At 40.7% G+C, this 22,254-nt stretch carries 19 protein-coding genes and 1 pseudogene; 11 read left to right on the top strand and 9 right to left on the bottom strand.

Features of this window, described 5'->3' with window-relative positions; all coding sequences use genetic code 11:
• The first annotated feature begins 12 nt into the window (after positions 1-12).
• Positions 13-1,254, top strand: a complete 1,242-nt coding sequence (locus tag R0J88_RS17905; protein ID WP_008128417.1) for an amidohydrolase family protein — start codon at positions 13-15, stop codon at positions 1,252-1,254.
• Positions 1,255-1,398: 144 nt separating this feature from the next.
• Here the strand turns inward: R0J88_RS17905 and R0J88_RS17900 are convergent, their stop codons facing one another.
• Positions 1,399-3,621, bottom strand: coding sequence for an NADP-dependent isocitrate dehydrogenase (locus tag R0J88_RS17900; RefSeq protein ID WP_410900603.1), 2,223 nt, complete (start codon positions 3,619-3,621; stop codon positions 1,399-1,401).
• A gap of 512 nt (positions 3,622-4,133) precedes the next feature.
• Positions 4,134-4,352: a cold shock domain-containing protein CspD gene (gene cspD / locus R0J88_RS17895; protein WP_006792879.1), complete on the bottom strand. Its 219-nt coding sequence runs from the start codon at positions 4,350-4,352 to the stop codon at positions 4,134-4,136.
• Between the two features lie 208 nt (positions 4,353-4,560).
• On the opposite strand from cspD, the gene clpS reads away from it, so the two are divergent.
• On the top strand, positions 4,561-4,869 hold the full coding sequence (clpS, locus tag R0J88_RS17890; RefSeq protein ID WP_410900602.1) for an ATP-dependent Clp protease adapter ClpS: 309 nt from the start codon (positions 4,561-4,563) through the stop codon (positions 4,867-4,869).
• 68 nt (positions 4,870-4,937) lie between these two features.
• The gene (gene clpA, locus R0J88_RS17885; RefSeq protein ID WP_410900601.1) at positions 4,938-7,199 is read left to right on the top strand and encodes an ATP-dependent Clp protease ATP-binding subunit ClpA; all 2,262 of its coding nucleotides are present in this window, start codon (positions 4,938-4,940) and stop codon (positions 7,197-7,199) included.
• Between the two features lie 192 nt (positions 7,200-7,391).
• On the opposite strand, the gene infA is transcribed toward clpA, so the two are convergent.
• From infA to trxB, 4 genes are all read right to left on the bottom strand, one after another.
• A complete protein-coding gene (gene infA / locus R0J88_RS17880; RefSeq protein ID WP_002962494.1) occupies positions 7,392-7,610 on the bottom strand; it encodes a translation initiation factor IF-1 in 219 nt (72 codons plus the stop codon).
• 90 nt (positions 7,611-7,700) lie between these two features.
• Positions 7,701-8,405, bottom strand: coding sequence for an arginyltransferase (locus R0J88_RS17875; protein WP_410900612.1), 705 nt, complete (start codon positions 8,403-8,405; stop codon positions 7,701-7,703).
• Positions 8,398-9,114, bottom strand: a complete 717-nt coding sequence (gene aat, locus R0J88_RS17870) for a leucyl/phenylalanyl-tRNA--protein transferase (protein ID WP_410900600.1) — start codon at positions 9,112-9,114, stop codon at positions 8,398-8,400. The genes R0J88_RS17875 and aat overlap by 8 nt, the downstream gene beginning before the upstream one ends.
• Positions 9,115-9,212: 98 nt before the next feature.
• Positions 9,213-10,163 (bottom strand): thioredoxin-disulfide reductase, encoded by a 951-nt coding sequence (gene trxB, locus R0J88_RS17865; RefSeq protein ID WP_006792874.1) that lies wholly within the window; start codon positions 10,161-10,163, stop codon positions 9,213-9,215.
• A gap of 289 nt (positions 10,164-10,452) precedes the next feature.
• Here trxB and pssA point away from each other — a divergent pair, with 289 nt between their 5' ends.
• Positions 10,453-11,778, top strand: a complete 1,326-nt coding sequence (gene pssA / locus R0J88_RS17860; RefSeq protein WP_410900599.1) for a CDP-diacylglycerol--serine O-phosphatidyltransferase — start codon at positions 10,453-10,455, stop codon at positions 11,776-11,778.
• A gap of 69 nt (positions 11,779-11,847) precedes the next feature.
• Here the strand turns inward: pssA and ald are convergent, their stop codons facing one another.
• Positions 11,848-12,969, bottom strand: coding sequence for an alanine dehydrogenase (gene ald, locus R0J88_RS17855; RefSeq protein WP_006792872.1), 1,122 nt, complete (start codon positions 12,967-12,969; stop codon positions 11,848-11,850).
• Positions 12,970-13,111: 142 nt separating this feature from the next.
• Here ald and lrp point away from each other — a divergent pair, with 142 nt between their 5' ends.
• The 6 genes from lrp to serS all read left to right on the top strand — a co-directional run bounded on the left by lrp (position 13,112) and on the right by serS (position 19,893).
• Positions 13,112-13,591 (top strand): leucine-responsive transcriptional regulator Lrp, encoded by a 480-nt coding sequence (gene lrp / locus R0J88_RS17850; RefSeq protein ID WP_006792871.1) that lies wholly within the window; start codon positions 13,112-13,114, stop codon positions 13,589-13,591.
• A 157-nt stretch (positions 13,592-13,748) separates the two neighbouring features.
• Complete coding sequence (locus R0J88_RS17845; protein WP_410900598.1) at positions 13,749-16,247, top strand: DNA translocase FtsK 4TM domain-containing protein; 2,499 nt, start codon at positions 13,749-13,751, stop codon at positions 16,245-16,247.
• A complete protein-coding gene (gene lolA / locus R0J88_RS17840) occupies positions 16,244-16,870 on the top strand; it encodes an outer membrane lipoprotein chaperone LolA (RefSeq protein WP_010556382.1) in 627 nt (208 codons plus the stop codon). Before R0J88_RS17845 ends, lolA begins: the two co-directional genes overlap by 4 nt.
• Positions 16,863-18,206: a replication-associated recombination protein A gene (locus R0J88_RS17835; protein WP_410900597.1), complete on the top strand. Its 1,344-nt coding sequence runs from the start codon at positions 16,863-16,865 to the stop codon at positions 18,204-18,206. The genes lolA and R0J88_RS17835 overlap by 8 nt, the downstream gene beginning before the upstream one ends.
• Positions 18,199-18,579, top strand: coding sequence for a fluoride efflux transporter CrcB (gene crcB / locus R0J88_RS17830; RefSeq protein WP_410900596.1), 381 nt, complete (start codon positions 18,199-18,201; stop codon positions 18,577-18,579). The genes R0J88_RS17835 and crcB overlap by 8 nt, the downstream gene beginning before the upstream one ends.
• A gap of 9 nt (positions 18,580-18,588) precedes the next feature.
• Positions 18,589-19,893, top strand: coding sequence for a serine--tRNA ligase (serS, locus tag R0J88_RS17825; protein ID WP_008127231.1), 1,305 nt, complete (start codon positions 18,589-18,591; stop codon positions 19,891-19,893).
• A 220-nt stretch (positions 19,894-20,113) separates the two neighbouring features.
• Here serS and R0J88_RS17820 read toward each other — a convergent pair whose 3' ends face one another.
• Both R0J88_RS17820 and R0J88_RS17815 read right to left on the bottom strand, forming a co-directional pair.
• A complete protein-coding gene (locus R0J88_RS17820; protein ID WP_008127229.1) occupies positions 20,114-20,254 on the bottom strand; it encodes a tyrosine-type recombinase/integrase in 141 nt (46 codons plus the stop codon).
• A gap of 143 nt (positions 20,255-20,397) precedes the next feature.
• Positions 20,398-21,338 (bottom strand): annotated as a pseudogene (locus R0J88_RS17815) (integron integrase).
• Positions 21,339-21,577: 239 nt separating this feature from the next.
• On the opposite strand from R0J88_RS17815, the gene R0J88_RS17810 reads away from it, so the two are divergent.
• Entirely contained in the window at positions 21,578-21,877 is a 300-nt protein-coding gene (locus R0J88_RS17810) for a hypothetical protein (RefSeq protein ID WP_410900595.1), read from the top strand.
• Positions 21,878-22,254 lie beyond the last annotated feature (377 nt).

Below are 22,254 nucleotides of genomic sequence, written 5' to 3'. Positions count from 1 at the left end.
GGAGCACCCAGAATGAAAAATTTATCACGTTCGTTTTCGCTATCTCTGGTTGCTGCCGGATTACTAGCCTCTGGTGCTGTAGACGCACAGTCATTGGCTATTATTAATGCAACTATCCATACATCAACAGAGCAAGGCGTATTAAAAGGCGCAAGCATTGTTATGGATAACGGGAAAATTACAGCGATTAACCCGGCAGAAGTAAGTGCTGATGAAATTATTGATGCCAATGGTAAAATTGTTACCCCTGGTTTTATTGCAAGCAATAACCAACTTGGTTTAGTTGAAGTGGGTGCGGTTGCAGGCTCTCGCGATGCGGGTGACGACAAAGCGGGTATAGATTTTGATGTGAGCCTTGCATATAACGCACATTCAAGCTTAATACCCTATGCACGTAAAGGCGGCGTTACACGAGATGTAATTACCCCTTATGGCGGCGATAGTATTTTTGCAGGTTTGGCTAGTGTGGTTGATTTAAGTGGCAGCCTTGACAGTGACGTTCAAAAACAAGCAGCGTTAGTTGTGCATTTAGGTGAGCGAAGAAAAGGCTCGCGCGCTTTTACACTACAAACATTAATTAATAAGCTAGATGCCCATCAAACTAAATTGAGCAAAAAAGATAAAAAAGACGACGATAAACCAAGTACTGAAGACAAAGTAATGGCTAAAGTACTTTCTGGCGACATGCCATTGGTTATAAGCGTATCGCGTGCTGCTGATATTATTGAGCTTATTAAAGTGAAAGAGCAATTTGGTGTTAACTTAGTACTAAGTGGAGCACAGGATGCTGTTGTTGTTAAAGAGCATATTGCTAAAGCTAATATCCCAGTAATTATTAGCGCTATGGACAACTTACCAGGAAGCTTCGATTCTTTACACGCTAACTTAAATAATGCAGGTTTACTTGAAAAAGCCGGTGTTAAAGTACTTTTAACAGTTGGTGGAGATGCAAGTCACAATATTTATCAGCTTCGCTATGACGCAGGTAACGCTGTATCTTATGGCATGAGCCAACAAGGTGCACTGAAAGCTGTTACATCAAATGTTGCTGACGTATTCGGTATTAATGCGGGCAGTATTGAGGTGGGTAAAGCCGCTGATGTAGTGATGTGGACTAATGATCCGTTTGAAATAAGCAGTAACGTAAGTCGTATGTTTATTAATGGCACTGAGGTGTCTACACAGTCTCGCCAAGATAAATTACGTGACCGTTATACTACTGATTCAAACATGCCAAGAGCTTACACTAAGTAAATAGTAAGCGTTATATCAACCCGACAATTGGGATTTCATTAAGCGAGTTGATATTAACTTTAAAAGGTCGCATTAAGCGGCCTTTTTCATAGACATAAAAAAACCGCTTACTTTTAAAAGTAAGCGGTTTTTTTTTACTATTTATTACACTAATTTAGCAAGGATATCGTTAAATGTAGTGCTTGGACGCATTGCTTCAAAAGCGGCTGCGTCGTTAGGTTGGAAGTAACCACCTAATTCAATTGCAGGGCCTTGAGCATCGTTTAATTCGTTTACGATCGCGTCTTTATTTGCCTCTAAATCGCTCGCAATTTGAGTGAACTGTGCTTTGAGTTCGCTATCATCATTTTGCTTAGCAAGTTCTTGAGCCCAAAATAAAGATAAGAAGAAATGAGAACCACGGTTATCAATTTCTTTAACTTTACGTGAAGGCGATTTGTTTTCAGCAAGGAAAGTACCCGTCGCTTTATCAAGCGTATCTGCAAGTACTTGAGCCTTGTTGTTACCTGTAGTTACACTTAAATGCTCTAGTGATGCTGCAAGTGCTAAAAACTCACCTAAAGAATCCCAACGTAAGTGGTTTTCTTTTTCAAACTGCTGAAGGTGCTTAGGTGCAGAACCACCTGCGCCAGTTTCAAATAAGCCACCACCGTTCATAAGTGGAACAATTGAAAGCATTTTAGCACTTGTGCCCAGCTCTAAAATTGGGAACAAATCTGTTAGGTAATCACGTAGTACGTTACCTGTTACAGAAATAGTATCTTTACCTTCTTTAATGCGACCTAAAGAGAATAAAGTGGCTTCAAGTGGGGCTAAAATTTGAATATCTAGGCCAGCTGTGTCGTGATCAGGTAGGTATTTATTTACTTTTTTGATTAGCTGAGCATCGTGTGCACGATTTTCGTCTAACCAAAAAATAGCAGGAACGCCAGTAGCACGTGCACGATTAACAGCAAGTTTAACCCAATCTTGGATTGGTGCATCTTTAACCTGGCACATACGCCAGATATCACCTTGCTCAACACTGTGCTCAAGTAGTGTATTACCCGCGGTATCTACTACACGAATAGTACCCGCTGCTTTTACTTCAAACGTTTTGTCGTGTGAACCGTACTCTTCTGCTTTTTGAGCCATAAGGCCAACGTTTGGAACGCTACCCATTGTCGTTGGATCAAACGCACCGTGTTCTTTACAAAAATCAATAGTTGCTTGATAAACGCCAGAGTAACAACGATCAGGAATTACAAAACTTGTGTCTTGTAATTTACCGTCGTTGTTCCACATTTGACCGCTTGAACGAATTGCAGCAGGCATAGATGCATCAATGATCACATCACTTGGCACGTGTAAGTTTGTGATACCACGGTCAGAATCAACCATAGCAATAGCTGGGCGGTCAGCATATACAGCTTGAATATCGGCTTCGATTTCAGCGCGTTTAGCATCATCTAACGTTTGAATTTTAGAGTAAACATCGCCTAAACCGTTATTAACATCAACACCAAGCTCTTCAAAAAGTTCACCGTGTTTTGCAAATACGTCTTTATAGAATACTTTAACAGCGTGACCAAATATGATTGGATCAGACACTTTCATCATTGTCGCTTTCATGTGAAGCGAGAATAAAACGCCTTTTTCTTTAGCAGCATCAATTTCAGCAGCTAAAAAAGCCTGTAGCTTAGCAGCACTAATGCGTGAAGCATCAATTACCTCACCAGCTAGTAGTGGTGTGCTTTGCTTAAGAACAGTTATATCCCCGTTTGTAGCAACATGCTCAATGCGCACGTCAGTTGCTTCTTCAATAGTTGTTGATTGCTCTGAACCAAAGAAATCGCCTTCGCTCATGCTTGCAACGTAAGAGGCAGAGTCTTTGCTCCACGCGCCCATTGAATGTGGGTTATTGCGTGCGTACTCTTTTACAGAACCAGGTGCACGACGGTCAGAATTACCTTCGCGTAATACAGGGTTTACCGCACTACCTTTAACTTTGTCGTATGCAGCTTGGATTGCTTTTTCTTCGTCGTTTTTAGGCTCAACAGGGTAATCTGGAAGGGCATAACCTTTTGCTTGAAGCTCTTTTATCACAGCGCGTAACTGTGGAACTGAAGCACTAATGTTTGGAAGTTTGATGATATTAGCTTCAGGTGTTTTTGCAAGCTCACCTAGTTCAGCAAGTGCATCACCAATACGTTGTTCTTCTGTTAAATAATCAGGGAAGCTAGCAATTACACGACCTGCTAATGAGATATCGCGAGTTTCAACTTCAACACCTGCTGCATTTGTATATGCTTGGATGATCGGTAGCAACGAGTAAGTTGCTAGTGCCGGAGCTTCGTCCGTTTTTGTATAGATAATTTTTGATGTCATCATCATTCCTAGATAGTCGGCCAATTGGCCTTATTCAACAATGCAAAGAAATCATTAAAGCTGAGAGAGTACATATCATAGTGTTTTAATATATACGTTCAGATAATGAATAGTTTGTTAGGTGTTGGTACTCGTGTAGCTTTACAGTTAAAGCAGAATAGTCACACCTGACGAACTGTGGTCATATTTATAGCTAAAAATATAATAAAAATACATTAGCCTTTAGACTAGTATATTTTGTGTGCTCAGCAAGTTGAGCTAGTTGCTATATTTTGCGTAAATTTTTAGCATCAAGAGTGTAACAAGCTTGAATACAAAGGGCTAGAGTTTGAGCCTGCTCACAAGCAGTTAAACGGTCAACTCTTAGAATATTGGGGTATATGAAATAAAATCAAGGATGAGGGTTGAAAATAAAGAAAAAGAAACAATTTATATCGGTGTGGGTAAATAGAAGTGTGAGGAATTAAGCGAGGAGCCTAATAGGTCGCTCGCTTTAGTCGAATAAACAATCGTCACTCTAAAATGTCGCCGTCTAAGGCAATATTTTTAGCGTGCAAGCCTTTGGGGCCTTGTTCTAATTCGAATGTTACATCTTGTCCAGCTTTGAGTGTTTTATAACCGTCCATTACAATTGTAGAGTAATGGGCGAAAATATCATTCTCGCAGCCGTCTTCAACGATGAAACCAAAACCTTTAGCATTGTTAAACCATTTAACTTTACCACAAGCCATACTTCTACGTCCTTCAATAAGTTGACTAATTTAGTTATTCTAAATCGTATTATTTGCTAGACTGATTAAGGATTAATCAATCTATGTTTGACTGTAGTTTATTTAATCAATCAGTCAAGCTTTTTGAGCTATTTTTTAATATTTTATTTATTTTTTATTCAAGTTTGCTTGAGTTCCTAAGACAAGACTATATTTAATTATGAGTGGTATGAAAGATTCAGGTGTTATCGATATAGTTCGCGACAGCGAAAAGCAAAAGCTACAGCCGCCGCGGAAATACAAAGTTGTTTTAAATAATGACGATTACACGCCGATGGACTTTGTAATAGAAGTTTTAACGACGTTTTTTAACATGGATAGCGATAGAGCAACCGATGTGATGCTTCAAGTTCACGAAAAAGGTAAAGGTATTTGTGGTGTTTACAGCGCTGATGTAGCTTATACCAAAGTTGAACAAGTTAACCGCTACTCGCGTGATAACGAGCATCCGCTGCTTTGTAGTTGTGAGCAGGAATAAATCCCAACTAGGGTGATCACACACCTGTTTGTTGTGGTATACATTATTATCTCAGTAAGGGGTTGCCAATGCTAAACAAAGACTTAGAACTTACATTAAATGCCGCGTTTCGTGAAGCGCGCACTCGCCGTCATGAGTTTATGACTGTCGAGCACCTTTTACTTGCGCTATTAGATAACCCTTCTGCTTCAGAAGCACTAAATGCGTGTGGTGTTAACATTTCAGGCTTGAAATACGAATTGCTTGAATTTATTGATGAAACAACACCGGTCATCCCCGATTTAGAAGAAGAGCGTGAAACACAACCTACGCTTGGTTTTCAACGAGTATTACAGCGTGCGGTGTTTCATGTTCAATCATCAGGTAAAAACGAAGTTACCGGCGTAAATGTGTTGGTTGCTATTTTTTCTGAGCAAGAAAGCCAAGCCGTTTATCTGCTAAAGAAAAATGATGTTTCGCGTTTAGACATTGTTAATTTTATTTCTCATGGGATTTCAAAAACCGATGATGATTTAGGAGACGACACGGACGACATAAACGAAGAAGTGCAAGAAGTTCAAAATGAAGAGGCCAGCAAGCTAGACAGCTTCACTACAAACTTAAATGCGCAAGCACGCGATGGCAATATTGATCCATTGATTGGCCGTGACAGTGAAGTTGAACGTGCGGTACAAGTGTTGTGTCGTCGTAAAAAGAATAACCCATTGCTTGTAGGTGAAGCGGGAGTGGGTAAAACAGCGATTGCTGAAGGGTTAGCTTATCGTATTGTAAACGAGCAAGTTCCTGAAGTGATTGCAGATGCAGTCGTTTACTCTTTAGACATGGGTGCATTACTTGCTGGTACAAAATACCGTGGCGATTTTGAAAAACGTTTTAAAAGTTTATTAAAAGAGCTACAAGCAAAACCTGGCTCTATTTTGTTCATTGATGAAATTCATACCATCATTGGGGCAGGCGCTGCATCAGGTGGGGTTATGGATGCCTCTAACTTGCTTAAGCCATTACTTTCAAGTGGTAAGCTTCGTTGTATGGGGTCAACAACTTACAACGAGTATAAAAATATTTTTGAGAAAGACCGTGCATTAGTTCGTCGTTTTCAAAAAATTGATGTACTTGAGCCAAGTGTTGCCGATACCACTAAAATCCTGAATGGCCTGAAAGATCGTTATGAAGAACACCATGGTATTCGTTACACACAAAAAGCGTTAAAAGCTGCGGCTGAGCTGAGTGCTAAATACATTAACGAGCGTCACTTACCTGATAAAGCCATTGACGTAATAGATGAAGCCGGTGCAAACCAGCGTTTGCAGCCAAGCTCTAAACGTAAAAAAACCATTGGTGTGTCAGACATTGAAATGATCATATCCAAAATGGCGCGCATTCCACCACAAAATGTATCGTCATCGGACAAAGAAACGCTTAAAAATATTGATCGTAATCTTAAAATGTTGGTGTTTGGTCAAGATCAGTCAATTGATGCACTTACATCGGCAATCCGTTTGTCACGTTCAGGGCTAACAAGTGAAGAAAAACCAGTGGGTTCTTTCTTATTCGCTGGTCCAACCGGTGTTGGTAAAACAGAGGTAACTAAGCAGCTTGCAAAGTGCATGGGTGTTGAGTTTATTCGTTTTGATATGTCGGAATATGTTGAGCGTCATGCAATTAGCCGCTTAATTGGTGCACCGCCAGGTTATGTTGGTTTTGAGCAGGGCGGTTTGCTAACCGAGGCTGTTATTAAGAACCCTCATGCGGTGGTTTTACTCGATGAGATTGAAAAAGCGCATCCAGATATTTACAACATTTTATTGCAGGTAATGGATCACGGTACATTAACTGACAACAATGGCCGTAAAGCTGACTTTAGAAATGTTGTGCTGGTAATGACCACTAATGCCGGCGTGCAAGAAACAACTCGCAAGTCAATTGGCTTTAGTGAGCAGGATCATACACACGATGCAATGGGTGAAATTAACAAAACATTTTCACCAGAGTTTAGAAACCGCTTAGATAACATTATTTGGTTTAACCATCTTGAACGTGAAGTTATTTTGTTGGTGGTTGATAAATTTATTGTTGAACTGCAGGCACAGCTTGATAAGAAGTCGGTTAATTTTGAATTGACCTCTAAGGCACGTGAATGGTTAGCTGAAAAAGGCTACGATAAAGCGATGGGTGCACGCCCAATGGCGCGTGTTATTCAAGAAGAGCTCAAAAAGCCACTCGCAAACGAAATACTGTTTGGTAAGTTGGCTGATGGCGGCACAGTGAAGGTGTCGGTAAAAGACAAGAAAATCCGTTTTGATTACGAAAGTAGTTTAACACCAGCATAAACGGCATAAGACTCTAAATGGCTCGCTTGTAATACCGGGCCATTTTTTATTTTAGGCAACAAAAAACCCAGCAAAAGCTGGGTTTTTTGTTTATTAAATGTAATTGCTAGTCAAAGTCCATCAATTACATTTAATAAACGCTTAAAGCTAGTTATACACTAGCCAAAAACTAAATCTCGTTTACGCACTTACTTAGCGAGCACGGAATACGATACGACCTTTCGATAAATCGTAAGGAGTCATTTCTACCGTTACTTTATCGCCGGTTAAAATACGGATATAGTTTTTGCGCATTTTACCTGAAATATGAGCCACAACTACGTGACCATTTTCTAGCTCAACTCGGAACATTGTATTTGGTAAAGTATCAAGGACAGTCCCTTGCATTTCGATTACGTCTTCTTTCGCCATGTTTAGCGTAACACCTCTTTAATAGTTAAACGCTGCAGATTTTGCCCAAAATACACCAATAAGTAAAGGCGCAGGGGCTATATTTGCAAATTAAATAGCCACCCACTCATCATTAAGCTGTTTTTGTGCGGGTAAAAACTGAGTTTTATACTTCATTTTGGTGCACTCATCAATTTGATAGCCCAAATACACAAATTGTTTATTTTGCGCTTTAGCAAATTTTAGCTGCTCTAATATCATAATTGACCCTAGGCTATAGTGCTCAAAGTCAGGGTCAAAAAACGTGTAAATAGCAGAAATAGCGTTGTCCATACAATCGGTTACAGCTACACCTACTAAAGTGTCTTGATGCCAAAGTTCGATAAATGTGATTTCAAGCCAACTGCAAAATAAAAAGCTTTGAAATTGTTCAGGCTGCGGTGGGTACATGCTGCCGTCTTGATGGCGCATAGTTATATATTTACTGTACAGCGGATAATACTCTGATCGTTCGCGAGTAGAGTAAGTGACCGTAAACTGTGTTTTTGCTTTGTTTAGTTTACGTTTTTGTGATTTTGATGGCATAAATTCTTGCGCTAAAACACGAACAGAGTTACATGCACTGCAAACGGGGCAGTGAGGGCGGTATATTTGGTTACCACTGCGCCTAAAGCCGACTGCTAACAAAGATTCGAACTTTTCTGAGCAATAATAAGTGGGATCTAATATGACTAATAGTTGCTCGCGCCTGTTGGGCAGATAACTACACGCAAATTCTTGGCTTAAACCAACACGGGCTGTTAGGTTTTCATTCATAGATTGCAATAAGTTCCTGTGGTTCCCACATAGTAGGATTAACTTTATAGGTAAGTGCAGTATTAAGTTTAGCTAAAAAATCAGTTCGAGGAATAACTTTTGCTCCCAAACTCATCAAATATGGGTTTTCGAGTTGGCAATCAATAAAATGAGCGTCATGGTTTTTTAACCAATTCACAAGCGCCCACATAGCTAATTTAGAACAATTAGTTTGATGATGAAACATCGATTCGCCACAAAACACACCATTTTGCATAATTCCATACAGTCCACCTGCAAGCTCTCCGTTGCGCCACACCTCTAAGCTATGCGCTACGCCTGCATGATGAGCATTTATGTAAGCACTAAGCATATCATTAGTGATCCAAGTACCGTCGGTATCAATGCGTTGGTCGCGGCATGCTTCAATGACTTCAACAAAGGCGTTATTAACTGTCACTGTTACGGGGTATTTTTTTAGGTGTTTACGTAAACTTTTACTAACATGAAACTCATTTAACTCCACAATGCCACGCTCACTTGGTGACCACCACATAATGGGTTCGTTATCGCTAAACCAAGGAAATATACCATTACTATAAGCATTGCAAAGGCGAGGTATGCTCAAGTCACCACCCACAGCTAGTAGGCCGTCTGGAGAAACTAATGCATATTCTGGATTGGGAAATGCTATATCTGTATCACTTAGTTGGTATAGCTGGTTTGTCATAACGTGTTTACTTTTTATAATTTGTTTTAAAAGTGTAACTATATTTTAGGCGTAAAAAAAGGGGCTGATTGTTCAGCCCCTTTTATAAAAAATAAACGTTATAGGTTGTCTAAATAGCGCTCTGCATCAAGGGCTGCCATACAGCCTGTTCCAGCAGATGTAATCGCTTGACGGTAAATATGGTCAGACACATCACCTGCAGCAAAAACACCTGGTACGCTTGTTTGCGTTGCGTTACCGTTAAGACCTGACTCAACAACTAGGTAGCCGTCTTTCATTTCTAGCTGGCCTTCAAACATATCTGTGTTTGGTTTGTGGCCAATTGCTATAAATACACCCGCCAAATCTAAATCTTCAGTAGCATCAGATGCTACATCTTTAATGCGAATGCCTGTTACACCCATTTGGTCGCCCAAAACTTCGTCTAGTGTACGGTTGTAGTGCATTACCACGTTGCCGTTTGCCGCTTTTTCAGTAAGACGATCAGCAAGAATTTTTTCACTACGGAAACTATCGCGACGGTGAATTACATGGACTTCATCAGCAATGTTAGATAAGTATAGTGCTTCTTCAACAGCGGTATTACCACCACCAACTACTGCTACTTTTTGACCTTTATAGAAAAAGCCATCACACGTTGCACACGCCGATACACCACGACCTTGGAAGTTTGTTTCAGACTCTAAACCTAAGTATTTTGCAGATGCGCCTGTAGCAATAATAAGTGCATCGCATGTGTATGTACCTTGATCGCCAGTAAGTGTGAAAGGGCGTTTAGAAACATCAACTTTGTTTATGTGGTCAAACACAATTTCGGTTTCAAAGCGTTCAGCATGCTCTTTCATGCGGTCCATAAGTGCAGGGCCTGTTAAACCGTGTGCATCACCCGGCCAGTTTTCAACTTCAGTGGTAGTAGTTAATTGACCACCTTGTTGCATACCTGTAATTAAAACAGGGTTTAAATTTGCACGGGCTGCATACACTGCAGCTGTGTAACCAGCTGGGCCAGAGCCTAAAATTAGTAGCTTACTATGTTTTGCTTCAGTCATGATATTTTCCTAAACGATTCTATACGGTCATTAATGCGCTCGATTCTAAGAAAAACAAGGCAGAAGTAAACAAAATCTGAGATTATTTTTTTTAGTAAATCGAAAACCTGTTCATTTTTATGTACTAAACAAACATACTTTTATGCCTTGCAGGGTAAACTAGCTCAATAAATAGACTAACAAGCAACAAAACGTCGTTAATTCATGACCACTTTGATTTTTTTTGTTATGTTTTACCTAATTTTGATTTGTCACTGATAGATTATGTGACCTAAATGAATAGGCAACTATGTTATTTTGGCAGGAAAAACCCGCATTTGGGTTGACTTCAAAAGACGTTAACGTCTTAACCAATGCGCAAGATTACCGCACACAATTACTTAATTTAATCGCTAACGCAAAAAAGCGCATTTATATTACTGCGCTTTATTTGCAAGATGATGAAGCAGGCCGCGAAGTTTTAGAGGCATTACACAATGCGTCTTTAGCCAACCCTGCACTTGAAGTAAAAGTACTGGTCGATTTTCATCGTGCCCAGCGTGGGCTTATTGGTGCTGAGAAATCAGACGGGAACGCAAGTTTATACTGTGACTATCTAGAAAAATTTAAATCAAATGTACAAGTATTTGGTGTACCGGTAAAAGCGAAAGAGCTGTTTGGTGTATTACACCTAAAAGGTTTTGTAATAGACGACACGTTGCTTTACAGCGGTGCTAGCTTAAATAATGTGTATTTACAGCACAGTGACCGCTACAGGCTTGACCGTTACTTTTTAATTACGCAAAAAGGCCTGTGTGACTCTGTAATAGACTTTATTGAAACAAAGCTATTGAGTTCAGTGGCAGTGCCTCGTATCGACACGCGTCCGCTCAAGCGATTAATTGACTTTAAACTTGAACAAAAGCAATTAATGCGTGATCTAAAAGCAGCAAGTTATAAGTCGGCTGAGCAAGCAAGCAATAATGCGTTAAATATTCGCTTGTTTTTAGGGCTTGGGCGTCGCCATAACGAACTTAATCGTATGATCAAAGCCCTTTTTGATACAACTGAACGCGAACTGGTACTTTATACACCGTACTTCAATTTTCCTGCGCCGCTTATGCGTTCGTTACGCAGGCTTTTGAAACAAGGCAAACATATTACAATTGTTGTGGGTGATAAAACCGCTAATGATTTTTATATGCCACCTAGTGAGCCGTTTAGTAAAATTGGTGCGTTGCCTTATTTATACGAAACTATTTTGCATAAATTTGTTAAAACACAAAAACGCCATATAGATAACGGTAACTTAAATGTATACCTTTGGAAACACGACAATAACTCTTTCCATTTAAAAGGAATATGTGCAGATAGATCAAAGCATTTATTGAGTGGGCATAACCTAAACCCACGAGCATGGGGCTTAGACATAGAAAACGGGATATTAATTGAAGATCCTGAGCAAACTATTATGCAAGCAATTGATAACGAAAAGCATGAAATTCTTAAGCACTGTCGCCGACTAACAGGGCCAGACGATTTAGAAACCATGGAAGATTACCCTCAGCCAGTTAAAAAGTTACTTGGCCAAGCAAAACGGGTAAAAGTAGACTTTATTATTAAACGGTTTATTTAGATTGAATTTAAATTAGACATAAAAAAAAGCAGCTTTATAGCTGCTTTTTTTATTGGTACAAACGCTTAATTAAGCGTTTTCAACCGCTGTACGTGGGTCAACGTAATCCATGTTAAATGCTTCAGCAACTTCTTTGTACGTTACTTGGCCTTTAATTACATTTAAGCCTTTTAGGAAGTTAGCGTCGTCTAGCAATGCCTTTTTGTAACCTTTGTTTGCAAGGTTAATGATAAACGGCAATGTTGCATTGTTAAGTGCAAATGTAGACGTACGAGGAACAGCACCCGGCATGTTAGCAACACAGTAGTGAACAACTTCATCAACGATGAAAGTAGGATCAGCATGCGTTGTTGCTTTAGATGTTGCAATACAACCGCCTTGGTCAATAGCAACGTCAACAATAGCAGCGCCAGGCTTCATTGCTTTGATGTGCTCTGCTGTTACAAGCTTAGGAGCAGCAGCGCCAGGGATTAGTACGCCACCAATTACTAGGTCTGCTTCTAGTACGTGTTTTTCAAGTGCATCAGCAGTTGAGTAAATAGCTTTTACTTTATTACCAAATTGCGCGTCTAGTGCACGTAGTACATCAATGTTACGATCAAGTACTACAACATCAGCACCTAGGCCTACAGCCATTTGTGCAGCGCTACGACCAACCATGCCGCCACCGATAACAACAACTTTAGCCGGCTCAACACCAGGTACACCGCCTAGTAACATACCACGACCGTGGTTAGATTTTTCAAGGGCTTGTGCACCAGCTTGAATAGACATACGGCCAGCTACTTCACTCATTGGCGCTAAAAGTGGTAAACCACCACGAGAGTCAGTCACTGTTTCATAAGCAATACAAATCGCTTTGCTCTTAACAAGGTCTTCAGTTTGTGGAAGATCCGGTGCAAGGTGAAGGTAAGTGAAAAGAATTTGGTCTTCACGAAGCATTGCACGTTCAACTGCTTGTGGTTCTTTTACTTTTACAATCATGTCTGCGTTTGCAAAAACGTCAGCCGCAGTTGCTAAAATGTCTGCACCTGCTTGGGTGTAATCTTCATCTGTAAAACCAATACCCATACCTGCATTCGTTTCTACAACCACTTGGTGGCCGTGATTAACTAATTCACGAACACTAGCAGGAACCATACCTACGCGGTATTCATGGTTTTTGATTTCTTTAGGTACACCAATAATCATAACATTTGCCTTATTAAGAACGGATTGAAATTTTTCACTATTATATTCATGACAAGCCAGTGTGTCTCACCTTTTTTAAATGCCAAGCTAGTGTTATTATCTAAATAATAAAAATAAACAGAATAAAAAACTAGTGAGCCTTATGCATCAGTTATTAGACAGAATAGACCGTAAAATTTTGATGGAATTACAACATGATGGGCGTCTTTCAAATGTTGAACTGGCCCGACGAGTTGGCCTGAGCGCCACGCCCTGCCTAGAGCGCGTAAAAAAGCTTGAGCGAGAAGGTTACATACTCGGATACAAAGCGGTGGTCGATCCGGCTAAGTTAGGGCAGGGGTTATCGGTGTATGTAGAAGTTACGATTACCAAAACCTCGCCAGACGTATTTGACGAGTTTAGTGCAGCCGTGAAAAAGCACGAAGAGATAATAGAATGTCACCTAGTGTCGGGTAATTTTGATTTTTTACTTAAAACGCGTGTTAATGATATGTCAGAATACCGTGGTGTATTAGGAGACATTCTTTTAAAGTTGCCAAACGTCAGTGAAAGTCGCACCTATGTAGTTATGGAAGAAGTTAAAGGTGAAGACGGCGTAATTATTCGCCCTTACATTGCATAAGTTTAACTGTTAAAGGTAAACAGGCTCAAATTTATAAAAACGTGTTCATAATCAGGCCATACACATTAAGATAAAGTGCATCAAATTGCATTTCCTGCTAAGGTATTTGACTGCTGTTGAAGTGTAATAAATAGAATAATAAGAGGGATAGGAAGTTATGCGCCTAAACGGTGTGCAAAGACTATTAGAAACAGGGCTGATTATCAGTACCTTTGCTGCAATATTTATTTTATGTGCCTTAATCAGTTTTGATCCGGCAGATCCTTCGTGGTCACAAACCGGCGAATTTAGAAACGTAAAAAATATTACAGGCACAGCCGGTGCGTGGGTTGCCGATATACTGCTGCTTACTTTTGGATGGCTTGCGTATTTAGTTCCGGCGGCGATTCAGTTATTCGGCTATTTATTGTTTAAACAGCCGCACCGTATTTTACAGCTTGATTACACAACATTAGCCCTTCGCATTATAGGCTTAGCCCTGTTTGTGACCTCAGCTACGGCAATTAGCAGTATTAACTTCGACGATATTTATAATTTTTCATCAGGCGGGGTAGTGGGAGATGTCATTGCGACTGCCATGATGCCGGCGTTTAATTTTACCGGCACATCAATTTTGCTATTGTGTTTCTTTTTTGCAGGATTAACCCTTTTAACGGGCGTGTCGTGGGTTGATTTTGTAGATTACCTAGGCGATTTAATGGTTAGGTTGTATCGCTTTATTACTTCGTACATAAAAGGTTGGATAAACAGAGAACGAATTGCTGCAAACACAAACAGTGACAATGCAGATGCTCAGTTTAACGACGATCTCACAGAGCAGCTTGAAGCGCCAGTAGAGGCAAAAAACGACGCACCTCAAAAAGCCATTAATAAACCGCAAACGCCTTTTACAGAGCCACAAATCAGCGACGACTACAGCCCATTTGATGAGCTTGACGATATACTCGATCAAGAAATTGGCTTTAGTGCAATAGATGATGAACCAATGGATACGGCAGCGGCACTAAACGCGCTTGATCAAAGCCAAGTTGTAGAACCTGAAAAACCAGTTACAACAGTGGTATCGCCAGCAAGGCCTATGCCTAAAGCAAAGCCTGCGTATCAGCCACCACCAACAGCAAAAGAAAAGTTTGAACAACTGCTTGACCAAGAGCCGCCACCAGGCCCATTACCGTCGCTTGATTTACTCGACAGACCCGATAAAGCTAAAAACCCAATTTCGCAAGAAGAGCTCGATGTTGTATCACGCCTTGTAGAGACAAAACTTCTCGACTTTAACGTACAAGCTACAGTAGTTGGTGTATATCCTGGGCCTGTTGTAACGCGATTTGAGCTTGATTTAGCACCGGGAATAAAGGTGTCTAAAATTACCGGTTTATCAAAAGATTTAGCCCGCTCGCTTTCAGCTATTAGTGTACGTGTTGTTGAAGTTATACCGGGTAAAACTTACATAGGCATAGAGCTGCCTAACAAACACCGTGAAATAGTTCGCTTGTCTGAAGTAATAAATGCGCCTAAATTTGAGCAAAATCCATCACCGCTTACCATGGTGTTAGGTAAAGACATTGCAGGACAACCTGTGTGTGCCGATTTAGGTAAAATGCCACATTTATTGGTAGCTGGTACAACGGGCTCGGGTAAGTCAGTGGGCGTTAATGTAATGATATTAAGCTTACTGTATAAATCGGGCCCAGATGATGTACGTATGATCATGATTGACCCTAAAATGCTTGAACTTTCGGTTTACGAGGGGATACCGCATTTATTATGTGAAGTTGTAACCGACATGAAAGAAGCGGCTAACGCGCTGCGTTGGTGTGTAGGTGAAATGGAACGTCGTTATAAATTGATGTCAGCGTTGGGTGTGCGTAATTTAAAAGGTTACAACCAAAAAGTACTTGATGCCAAAGAAGCGGGCTACCCCATTATGGACCCACTTTTTAAAGACACAGACGGTATGAAGGACGGCCCCGACGAGCTTGAAAAACTACCAAGCATTGTTGTGGTAATTGATGAGTTTGCCGACATGATGATGATTGTTGGTAAAAAAGTAGAAGAACTTATTGCACGTATAGCGCAAAAAGCACGTGCAGCAGGGATTCACTTAGTACTTGCCACTCAGCGTCCATCGGTTGATGTAATTACAGGCTTAATTAAAGCCAATATACCAACGCGTATGGCGTTTCAGGTATCAAGTAAAATAGATTCGCGCACCATACTTGACCAGCAAGGAGCCGAAAACTTACTAGGTATGGGTGACATGCTTTATTTACCGCCAGGCACAAGCGTGCCAGAGCGTGTGCATGGCGCATTTGTAGATGACCACGAAGTACACGCAGTCGTTAACGATTGGAAAGCGCGTGCTAAACCTAATTACATAGATGAAATTCTTAATGGCGATGCCACTGAAGATATTTTACTACCCGGTGAAGCAAGTGAAAGTGCAGATGAAGAGTCAGACCCACTTTACGACGAAGCGGTCGCATTTGTAATTGAGACAGGCAAGGTATCGGTTTCATCTGTACAACGTAAGTTACGCGTAGGCTATAACCGTGCAGCACGCTTAGTAGAACAAATGGAAACATCAGGTATCGTAAGTTCACCAGGTCATAATGGTGCTCGCGATGTATTAGTACCTAATGGAGCAAACCAATGAAAAAATTAAACAGTTTATTATTAGTATTAAGTGGCTTAATTGCCGCACCGAGTTTTGCAGACGACAGCCAAGCACTGCAAGACAAACTGGCAACACTTAAGAGCTTTAAAGCGCAGTTTGCACAAAAAGTAACAGACAAAGAAGGCCAAGCCGTAATGCAAGGCGAGGGTACAATCGCCCTTAAACAACCTATGATGATACGCTGGGAACAAACCAACCCAGACGATACCTTATTTGTATCTAATGGTGATAAAACCTATTACTTCGACAGTTTTGCTGAGCAAGTAACCATAATGAATACTCACAGCTTAATAGACTCAACGCCGTTTGTATTACTTACCTCAAAAGACCCTGCACAATGGGAAAAATACAGTGTTCAAGCAACAGAGTCTGGCTATAGTGTTACGCCAAATAAAGGCGTAGAAAGCCAAGTAGAGCAGTTAGATATTACGTTTGTGGATAACCAAGCAGGCCTTGCAACATTAGTAGTGACAGATAACTCGGGCCAACTTTCATCGTTCACTTTTAACGATGCTAAAGTAAACACCGAGCTTGATGCCACAGTATTTGAATTTACACCGCCAGAAGGTGTTGAAATAGACGATCAGAGCCACGGTGAGTAATTTAGGCTTTAACTTTGGACCCGATGTACGCCCACTTGCGGCGCGAATGCGCCCTACAACGCTTGAAGAATACATAGGTCAGCAGCATTTACTTAGTAGTGACAAACCTTTGCATCAAGCCATTGTTGCAGGGCGCTGCCATAGCTTAATTTTGTGGGGGCCGCCTGGGGTGGGCAAAACAACCTTGGCGCAAATTATTGCAAACCACGCCGATGCCGAGCTTATACAAATGTCGGCTGTGACCGCAGGCGTAAAAGATATTCGCGACAGCGTAACGCAAGCACATGATAACCTACAAAGCCGCGGGCAACGCACCTTAATGTTTGTGGATGAAGTACACCGTTTTAATAAATCGCAGCAAGATGCATTTTTACCTCACATAGAAGACGGCACGTTTATATTTGTAGGCGCGACAACCGAAAACCCCTCATTTGCACTTAATAATGCGATTTTATCGCGTGCCCGTGTGTATGTTTTAAAGTCATTACAAGAGAGCGACCTATACACAGTGATAGAGCGCGCACTTAAGCAAGATGAGCAACTAAACCAAAAAAACATAGTTATTGCTAATAACGCCAAAAAGGCGCTTTGCCAAGCAAGCGGCGGCGATGCCCGTAAAGTATTAAACCTACTTGAGCAAGCGGTTGATTTAACCACCGAGCATAACGGCACATACAACGTAGATGAGCACGTACTTAGCCAAGTACTGCCTACGCATTTGGCTAAATACGATAAAGGCGGCGATGAATTTTACGATTTAATCTCGGCTTTTCATAAATCGGTACGAGGCAGTTCACCCGATGGTGCGGTGTATTGGTATTGCCGTATTTTAGCCGGTGGCGGCGACCCACTTTATGTAGCAAGACGTTTACTTGCCATTGCCACAGAAGACATAGGTAACGCCGACCCACGGGCTATGGAAGTGGCATTAAACGCATGGGATATATTTCAGCGTGTAGGCCCAAGTGAGGGCGAACGCGCCATTGCACAAGCCACCTTATATTTGGCCAGCGCACCCAAAAGTAATGCGGTTTATATAGCGTTTAATCAAGCAAAAGCTGATGCCAAAAACGAGCCAAGTTACCCAGTGCCTGAGCATTTACGAAACGCACCAACCAACTTAATGAAAGACTTAGGCTATGGTGCTGAATACCGCTATGCGCATAACGAAGAGGGCGCCTTTGCCGCCGGTGAAAAATACTTACCCCCAGAAATGGACGGCAAGGAATATTACCTACCGAGCGATCGCGGCCTTGAGCAAAAAATTAAACAAAAACTCGATTACCTAAAAGAGCGCGATGCGCAAAGCCCACTTAAACGATACGAAAATGATTAAACTTTATATGATGATCGCCCTTGGCGGGGCTTCAGGTGCTTGTTTTCGATTTTTTATTAGCGAAACCATGCTAAAACTCCTTGGTAGGGGATTCCCTTTTGGTACGTTGGCGGTTAATATTCTGGGTTCATTGTTAATGGGCGTTTTATACGGTTTGATAGATAAACAAATTATCACTGTAAGCCCCGCTAAAACCCTTATCGGTATTGGCTTTTTAGGTGCATTAACCACCTTTTCAACATTCTCAATGGACTCGTTGTTGTTGTTACAACAAGGTCACTTTATTAAAATGGCCCTCAATATCATCTTAAATGTGATGGTCTGTATTTTTATGGCTTGGCTGGGCCTTCAGCTGGTAATGCAAAAAGGTTAAAAAACTAACATGTTAGATTCTAAATATTTACGACAAGACGTTGAGCAAACTGCAGCACGCTTAGCGGCTCGTGGCTACGAGCTTGATGTTGCAAAAGTGACAGAACTTGAAGAGCAACGCAAAACATTACAAGTAAAAACGCAAGAGCTTCAAAGTCAACGTAACGCCAGTGCTAAAGCCATTGGCCAAGCAAAAGCGAAAGGCGAAGACGCACAGCCGCTATTAGACGCAGTGGCAAACTTAGGCAGCGAATTAGACGCAACTAAAAAAGCGCAAGACGAAGTACTCAACGCCATTAACGACATTGCTTTAGCAATTCCAAATTTACCAGACGAATCAGTACCAGAAGGCGCTGATGAAGACGACAACGTTGAAATACTTACCTGGGGCACGCCTAAAAAGTACGACTTTGAAGTAAAAGATCACGTAGATGTAGGGCAAGACCTAAACGGCCTAGATTTTGAAATGGGCGTTAAAATTAGTGGCGCACGTTTTACAGTAATGCGCGGCCAAGTAGCACGTATGCACCGTGCACTAACGCAATACATGCTAGACACCCACACAGACACAAACGGCTATACAGAAATGTATGTACCGTACTTAGTAAACAGCGCAAGCCTATACGGCACAAGCCAATTACCTAAGTTTGCAGGCGACTTATTCCATACATTAGGCCTAGTAAACGACGATGGTGAACAACAAGCTGGCTTTAGCTTAATCCCTACAGCAGAAGTACCGCTGACTAACAGCGCACGCGACGAGATTTACGACGAAAGTGATTTACCGATTCGTTTAACTGCGCACACACCGTGTTTTAGAAGTGAAGCGGGCAGTTATGGGCGCGATACACGCGGCTTAATCCGTCAGCACCAGTTTGATAAAGTTGAACTAGTACAACTAGTAAAACCAGAAGATTCAATGCAAGCGCTTGAAGAGCTAACAGGCCATGCTGAGCAAATTTTACAAGCACTAGAGCTACCATACCGCAAAGTGATTTTATGTATGGGCGACATGGGCTTTGGCGCAGCTAAAACATACGACTTAGAAGTATGGTTACCGGCGCAAGATACCTACCGCGAAATTTCGTCTTGTTCAAATATGGTCGATTTCCAAGCGCGCCGTATGCAGGCTCGTTTTCGCCGTGAAGGTGCTAAAAAGCCAGAGTTACTACATACACTAAATGGCTCAGGTTTAGCCGTTGGCCGTACACTAGTTGCCATACTAGAAAACTACCAACAAGCCGATGGTTCAGTAGTCGTGCCAGAAGTATTACGCCCATACATGGGTGGACTTGAAGTGATTGGTAAAGCTTAAAGTACTAGCTGTAAGCTATCAGTTTTTAGCTAAAAGCTTTAGAAAGCCGCTGTTTTAACGAACAGCGGCTTTTTTGTGGGTAAAAGGTTAAAGGTAAAAGCTGAGATATTAATTCGCAGTGAAATTCATTGTGTAAGGATCGGCTTCATACATTATCGACGCTATTTTTGTATAAGGCGTACTTTAACGCGTGACACACAATTAAAAGCTTTTGCTGGTTTTATAATCTCGAAAATGGGCTTACAACACCATTGGCTCCTTGTTGTAAAACATGAGTATATATTTGGGTTGTTCGCACATCACTATGGCCTAATTGTGCCTGAACCGTACGAATATCAGCGCCACTTTGTAATATACCCAAACTACCTCAAGATGCAGAATTCAGCGTTTCACAGGGGCTTAATATCAAGGCGTTACTTTGCAATAATGGCATTCCCTTTTAAGAAGTTACAACGATGAGAGTAAGTACCTGTGAAGCGCCCAACGGGTTGGTTTAAATGCGATTTATACTGCGTTATTGATTTTAACAATAGAACCACTATTACTTACAATCAATGCCTTGCCTAAATCGCTTTTAATTCCAACTGAAGCTCGCATCTTAAGGCGGTTTGGGTATAGTTTCGTTGCAAATGAATGGCGTAAGGTATGTGGTGTAACGTGTTTCCTAATTTTTGCATCGTCAGCAGCCTGTTTAACAGCGCGTTGTAATTGCTTTTCATCAATATGATGACGCCTCAGCTGCTTACTCTCAGGATCAATGCTTAATTTATGTGATGAAAATAAATATTGCCAACCTAATTGTCTGTTATGGTTTGGATATTTTTTACGTAACAAATGCGGCATGTAAGCGCCGCTATATAAGGGGTTTTTCAGATCTAATTGCAGGTAACTATCAACTAATTGTATTTGAGAACGTAATTGCGGTATGAGCTCTACTGCAAGCGTTACAACACGATTTTTACCTCCTTTGCCATCCCAAATTCGAATGCAGTTATAGTCAAAGTCAATATCGTGTACTCGTAAACGCAGTACCTCCATTAATCGCATACCACTGCCATAAAGTAGTCCACAGGGTAAATAATGCTTCGCAGAGCACACTTTAAAAAAATTATTTATTTCCTGCTGCGTTAAAACTATCGGTAGTTTAGTTGCTCGTTTGCTCTTAATAAAACCTAATGATAATGAGAGTGGCTTGTTAATCACTTTTTAAATAAAAAGCTCAACGCATTTAAGGCTTGTGTTTGAGTATTAGGAGCAACATTTTGTTGGTTGACTAAATGATTTAAAAAAAGTTCGACCTCATTATCTCCCATCGTTGTTGGGTGCCTCATAGAGTTAAAACGAATAAACGAAGCTATCCAGTATAAATACGCTTTAATGGTACTTTTAGCATAACGCTTTAGATACATTTGTTCGGCTATCATAGTTAAAAAAGGTGATTTCATGATATGAATCTCTAGCAAAATTTAACTGTATATATAGACAGTGCATATTGTTTTGTCCAATATTACTGATCTCCACCATTTCGGTGTATTTTCGCACTGATTAAAAATAATTATCAGTTAACTAATTGTTTACAGGTGTTTATTTGATGGTTAAGATAAATGCATTGTAATATATGGACATTTGTCGGTTTATAAAACGACAAATGTCGTAGACAAAATTGTTATATGCCAAGGATAGTATGTCGAAATACGGATTTTCAATTTACAATCTAGTCATTGCATTAATTCTGTTTGCAGGCACTTTTGCAAATTTGGAATATGACGATGGATCGATAGGTGCTTTATATTATCTAGTCATCTCTCCTGTATTTGGTTTTGTTTTTCATTTCTCTCATGAGTTACTGTTTTCGCTAAATAATGGTGAGAGTTTTTCGTATCAACCGTTGGTAGCTTTTATTGTAGGTATGTTGTTCAGTGCGTTAGTTGACTTTCTTCGGTATAAATACAAAAATCGAACATCAGTTAAAGTTGGCATATAACAAGCAAATTAACAGGACTAAAAACAGCGGGCTGTTCGCTTCGCTCCATTTTAGCCCACTATTTTTAGCCCATTATTTGGGCGTTGGTATGACTCCCATTGTCAAATTAAACGCACTGATCCTTGCCTAACTTTTTAAGCCATAATTATTTTAGCTCGAATTAGAGCGAGTTAATACATAGGATGAAGCAAGTAATGTCGTCGGTTATCTTGCTGATATTCGTTGGTTATTACTATTTCTAGTAACAGAGCAGACCTTACTTATTTCGTCGTGGCACCTGTCTTCAGTCTAAAAAATAAAGGGGTCACCCATTAGAAAGTTCCGGTCAAGCAGGCAGCTGTGTTTTCTTGATCTTTTTATTAAAAAAACCAAGTGTT

Origin of the sequence: Pseudoalteromonas sp. SIMBA_162 (genome assembly GCF_046535955.1) — a bacterium.
GTDB lineage: Bacteria > Pseudomonadota > Gammaproteobacteria > Enterobacterales > Alteromonadaceae > Pseudoalteromonas > Pseudoalteromonas marina.
Note: the sequence above shows the minus strand (reverse complement) of the source record. Positions and strands in the feature narration are given on the sequence as shown.